The 6,078-nt window shown below is 35.8% G+C and carries 3 protein-coding genes; all 3 read left to right on the forward strand.

Annotation, left to right across the window (positions count from 1 at the left end):
* On the forward strand, positions 1-1,461 hold a 1,461-nt coding region (locus tag JG30_RS03800; RefSeq protein ID WP_179854022.1), incomplete at its 5' end, for a hypothetical protein.
* Positions 1,462-1,875: 414 nt separating this feature from the next.
* Positions 1,876-4,446 carry a hypothetical protein gene (locus tag JG30_RS03805; protein WP_046316287.1) on the forward strand — a complete coding sequence of 857 codons (2,571 nt, stop codon included), beginning with the start codon at positions 1,876-1,878 and terminating at the stop codon, positions 4,444-4,446.
* A gap of 441 nt (positions 4,447-4,887) precedes the next feature.
* Positions 4,888-6,078, forward strand: a 1,191-nt coding sequence (locus JG30_RS09055) for a hypothetical protein (RefSeq protein ID WP_046316288.1), incomplete at its 3' end; no start/stop codon positions are given.

Genomic DNA, 6,078 nt, shown 5'->3' on the forward strand with positions numbered 1-6,078 from the left:
TATGATACTATGTTAAATGGCCAAGATCATGTTCCTATATATTTTCGGGAATGGAATGCGGCAAAGATTCCACGGGGATTATATTTTAAAAATTCTGATAGTACTCCTTACCGTTTAGATTTTCTTTTTGATATACCTAATGGACCGGATGGTTGGTCTGCGCTTGTCTACAATCGTGACATGACTGATTTTCTTGGTCAGCGCACACCTACAAAGCCTAACGAGAATCATGATCCGGATCATGCAGCTCGTTCAGAAGAAGATTATGATTCAATGATTGGTATGACATGGTCTAAGAACAAGATAGGAGCTCTAAATTTTGGGCAGTCTTCCCCCACCATTGGTTTTGAAACGAGTTCTGGTGCAGCAACAGCACCAACTATTAGATCAGATAAGGAAAAATTAAAATATTGTTACGATGTTGATAAAGGGGAAGATTTGCCACCAGTGAAATTGAGTGGTTCAGTCAATAGCACTAATAAAAAAGTTAATTATGTTAAGTTATACTATTTGATTGATAATCCTACAATACCTACTGCAGATACGCAGCGAAAGTATTTGACTCAAGTTCAAATTAGTGAACACGAACTGACTAGCTGGGCTAAATTTGATAATCTACAAATTACTGATGAAGATGATTTAAAGACTTTAAATTCTCCAAGCAGTCAAGGACATTCCATTTATATTTACGGTATTGATGATCAAGGATATCAATCAAACATTGTGGAAATTAAGGTATTGCCCAATGTTAAAGTGCCAATCCATTATATATGTGGGACTCAAAATATAAAGGGTGATAATTATATCTTGAAAGCCGAAGGGGATTCGTATAATCTGAACGACACGGATTATGCACCCAATAGTATTGTTTCCAATGGAATTCATTATAAATTATCACCAAACCAAACTAATTTAAGTGGGACAGTTACTACCGATCTGCAAGAAATTAACATTAAGTATGAAGAAGTAGGCAGTATGGCTATTACCCAAGTGCCGAAACTGGATTTTGACACCATTACACTGCCACCTAAGCCGAAATATTATAATATTGTCACCCAAACTGATGATTTACAGATTAAAACTACGGGTTCAATTGCCTGGAAGTTATCAATGTCAGCTGTCCCATTTTCTCAAGGTTCTGAAACTAATCGGTTAGGCAAAGCAGACTCTTTGGACGGACTGTTGTATTATCGCAAACCGAATAAAGATTCCGTATTACCAAATAATCCTGTGCCAATCAATACAGAACCGAAAGAGGTGAGCAACTCTGTAGATGTAGCTAGTGCCTCAGTGACAAACGGCAATACCACGACTACTAATTTTCGGAAGGTTTGGTGGGATAAGAATAATCCTCCAAAACAAGTGAATGGGCCGTTATTATTACCGCCTAATCCCTTCTCCCACCCCATGGGAACTTATCATAGCACAGTCACTTGGACTTTAGATAATGTACCGAATTAAGCGTTGGTTCAAAACCAACGCTTTTTTGATATTAACTGCAATAATCTCAACTGATTTTTTGAAAATTTATATCAAAATACTATTGACTATGACGATCTACCAATGGGAAATACACAGACTATAAGTTTTGAGACTTGATCTAGAAAGTAGTTATTTCATAAGCGATGATTAGTCTATTTAAAAAAACACTAAAATAGTTAATAAATATTGTCAAAAGACACAATATATTCAATCTAAATCACGGTTATTATGAATAACTTTACTTACTAGAACTACTGGTTCTAAACCATAATTTCCTATATAAATAATTTTAAATTTGGTTTTCAAAAACACAATCATCCGTATTTCACTATAGTTTCAACTTATGTTAATATTTGATATGTAAGGTGTTGTTTAAATAATGAGGCAATATTTATGAAAAATAAGACTAAAAACTTGTTTCATCTCAGCTGGTTCCAATCTTTAATATTCATTATCGCTTTTATCAGCAGTCTAACCAGCAGTCCGCTAGTACTTCAGGCACGTTCGAGTGTGAATAATACTGCGCGTTTGAGTGATCAATTCAGTAAGGCGTCCTTCCCACTCTTGGGGCAAGATCTTTTGCGCCAATCTGATGATAAAAATGCAGCAGTCTATGATAACGATGATGATGATTTTAAAAATTTACCTAATGACAATCCGCCAGAGCCTACTAATCCCAGTTATCGCGAATATCAACTACCTACTTTATCGACAAAAGATTTGGTTGTGCACTTGGTGCCTGGTAAAAGTTTGACCGGTAGTAACATTAATTTACCCAATTTAACTGCTAGTGACTTGAGTACTTTAACGAAAAGTAATATTAACATCGATTCCAGTTCTAAATTGCAAGGAACAGATTTAGCGCAACTAGATTATAATTCTGCAACACAAGATTTAAATATTAGTTTAACCGACACGGCCCTAATGAAAACTAACGGTGCCGGAACACAATTAGTATTAAATATTCAATCACCGGATAGTTTGCGCAAGGATCAAGTCGTAATCGGTATCTGGCGTAATTATATTATGCATCCATATGGTGAGATTGATCTGGGAAATAAGTTACACTTACAATACATGTTGAATAACGATAGTTCCACGACTGATACTGCTACTGATACAATACCCACAAGGTTTGTTCCCAATTTTCGAATCAGAGATGAGTCTCAAAGCAAAATAATTGATACCATGTATTACGGTAATAATATTACTTCTAATGGCAGCCATCATTTTTACGTGGGAACTGGTAAGGATATATCTGATTCTTATTCACGGAGCTTAGTCAATCCAGCCAACCATTGCTATGTGATTAAGGATCCCCAAGATCCTAATACTATTCTTTTTCAATTTGACAGCGCACCCACAATCAAGTACCAAACGTGGCGGCTGCGTGTCTTGTCTAAATCGGAAAAATCTTCCACCGGACAATATGTTGTTTTAAAACAAAAATTTATTAATTATACAGTAAATAGTAATAATAAGCCTGTGAATTTACCACCGGTTTGGTTTTACCGTAAATATGATACTATGTTAAATGGACACGATCATGTTCCTATATATTATCGGGAATTAAATGCAGACGGCATTCCACGGGGATTGTATTTTAAAAATACTGGAGAAGCTTATAGACTAGATTTTCTTTTTGATATTCCTGGTGGACCGGATGGTTGGCAGGCAGATTACTTCAATAGAGATATTGATGATTTTATCGGTCAACGTAAGGAAGGTCACAAACCGGATGAGACAGCTCTCACTGGTGTGGATTCGGGCATTCAAATGACATGGTCTCAGAACAAGATTGGAGCTCTAGCTTTTGGGCAGTCTTCACCCACTATTGGTTTTGATACGAGCTCTAGTGCAGCGCTAGCGCCAACTATTAGAACAAAAGAAGGACCATTAACATATTGTCATGATACCGATAAGGGGGAAGATATGCCACCAGTGAAATTGAGTGGTACGGTAAATAGCACTAATAAACAAGTTAATTATGTTAATTTATATTATTTGATTGATGATCCTACAATACCTAGTTCAAATACGCAACGAAAGCCTTTAGGTCAAGTTCAAATTAACGAACACGAACTGACTAGTTGGGCTAAATTTGATAATCTACAAATTACTGATGAAGATGATTTAAAGACTTTAAATTCTCCAAACAGTCAAGGACATTCCATTTATATTTACGGTATTGATGATCAAGGATACCAATCAAACATTGTGGAAATTAAGGTATTGCCCAATGTTAAAGTGCCAATCAATTATATATGTGGGACTCAAAATATAAAGGATCCTAATTATTTCTTGAAATCCAAAGGGGAAACTTATGATCTGAACAACACGGATTATGCACCAACGAAGATTTTATTCAAGGGGACTTATTATAAATTATCACCAAACCAAACTGATTTAAGTGGGGCAGTTACTACCGATCTGCAAGAAATTAACATTAAGTATGAAAAAGCAGGCAGCATAGCAATTACCCAAGTGCCAAAACTGGATTTTGGCAAAATCATGCTGCTACCTAAGCCGACATATTATAATATTGTCACCCAAACTGGTGATTTACAGATTACAAACGATACCATTGATCCACCTTTTTGGAAATTACGCATGTCAGCTGACCCATTTTATCGAGTTACTGAGGATAATCAGTTAGACAAAAATGACTCTTTGGAGGGACTGTTGTATTATCGCAAACCGAGTAAGGATTCCGTATTACCAAATAATCCTGTGCCAATCAATACAATCCCGAAAGAGGTGAGCAGCTATGCAGATTTAGCCGCTAGTGCTTCAGAGACACAAGGCAATACCACAACTACTAGTTTTCAGAAGGTTTGGTGGGATAGTAGTAAGGCTCCTACAAAACAAGTGAGTGGGCCGTTATTATTACCGCCTAGTAGCTTAAAGCATCCCCAGGCAACCTATCGTAGCACAGTCACTTGGAGTTTAGTAAACGCGTACTAGCTTAAGCGTTGAAATAGATTCAAAAAAGCGTTGGCTCAAAAACAACGCTTTTTTGATATTAACTGCAATAATCTCAACTGATTTTTTAAAAATTTATATCCAAATACTATTGACTATGACGATCTACCAATGGGAAATACACAGACTATAAGTTTTGAGACTTCATCTAGAAAGTAGTTATTTCATAAGCGATAATTAGTCTATTTAAAAAAACACTAAAATAGTTAATAAATATTGTCAAAAGACACAACATATTCAATCTAAATCACAGTTATTATGAATAACTTTACTTACTAGAACTACTGGTTCTAAACCATAATTTTCTATATAAATAATTTTAAATTTGGTTTTCAAAAATACAATCATCCGTATTTAACTATAGTTTCAACTTATGTTAATATTTGGTATGTAAGGTGTTGTTTAAATAATGAGGCAATATTTATGAAAAATAAAATCAAAAACTTGTTTCATCTCAGCTGGTTTCAATCTCTGATATTCATTATCGCTTTTATCAGCAGTCTAACCAGCAGCCCGCTGGTACTTCAGGCACGTTCAAGTGTAAATAATACTGCGCCTTTTAGTGATCAATTCAGTAAGGCGTCCTTCCCCTTCTTGGGGCAGGACCTTTTGCGCCAATCTGATGATAAAAATGCAGCAGTCTATGATAATGATGATGATGATTTTAAAGATTTGCCTAATGACAATCCACCAGAGCCTACTAATCCCAGTTATCGCGAATATCAACTAAAAGATTTAGACTCCGGTGTAAATGTAAATAATCCATTAAGCGTGCACTTGGTGCCCGGTGACAGTTTGACCGGTAGTGATATTAATTTACCGGACTTGACTGCTAGTGATTTGAGTACTTTAACGAAAAGTAATATTAACATCGATTCCAGTTCCAAATTGCAAGGAACAGATTTAGCACAATTAGATTATAATCCTGCAACCCAAAATTTAAGTATTCGTTTAACCGAGACGTCCGTAATGAAAACTAACGGTGCCGGAACACAGTTAGTATTAAATATTCAATCACCGGATACATTACGCAAGGATCAAGTTGTAATCGGCATCTGGCGTAACTATATCATGCATCCATCTGGTGAGATTGACCTAGGCAATAAGTTACACTTACAATACATGTTGAATAACGATAGTACTGCACCCCAGGATAGTAGTTCTAATCCCCTTTTGACTGATACAGCACTAATGTATGCAATTCCAAATTTTCGGATCATAGATGAGTCTGAAAGTTCAATAATTGATACCATGTTTGCTGGTTCTGGTATTACTGGTTGGCGCAAAGTTAGTAATTTGTGGGTGGGAACTGATCCCACTCCAGATGTATATGGAACACAAAGTCAGTACAATTTGGACCATCAGGTCAATCCGGCTAACCATTCCTATGTAATTAAGGATTCCCAAGATTCTAATACTATTCTTTTCCAATTTGACAGCACACCCATATTAACTATAGATAATGTTTCGCGTCAATGTCGACTGCGTGTTTTGTCTAAATTAGAAAAGTCTTCCACTGGGCAATACATCATTTTAAAACAAAAATTTATTAATTATACAGTAGATAATAACAATAAGCCTGTAGATTTACCACAGGTTTGGTTTTACCGTAAA

The sequence above is a fragment of the Bombilactobacillus mellifer genome, assembly GCF_000970795.1.
GTDB classification, from domain to species: Bacteria; Bacillota; Bacilli; order Lactobacillales; family Lactobacillaceae; genus Bombilactobacillus; species Bombilactobacillus mellifer.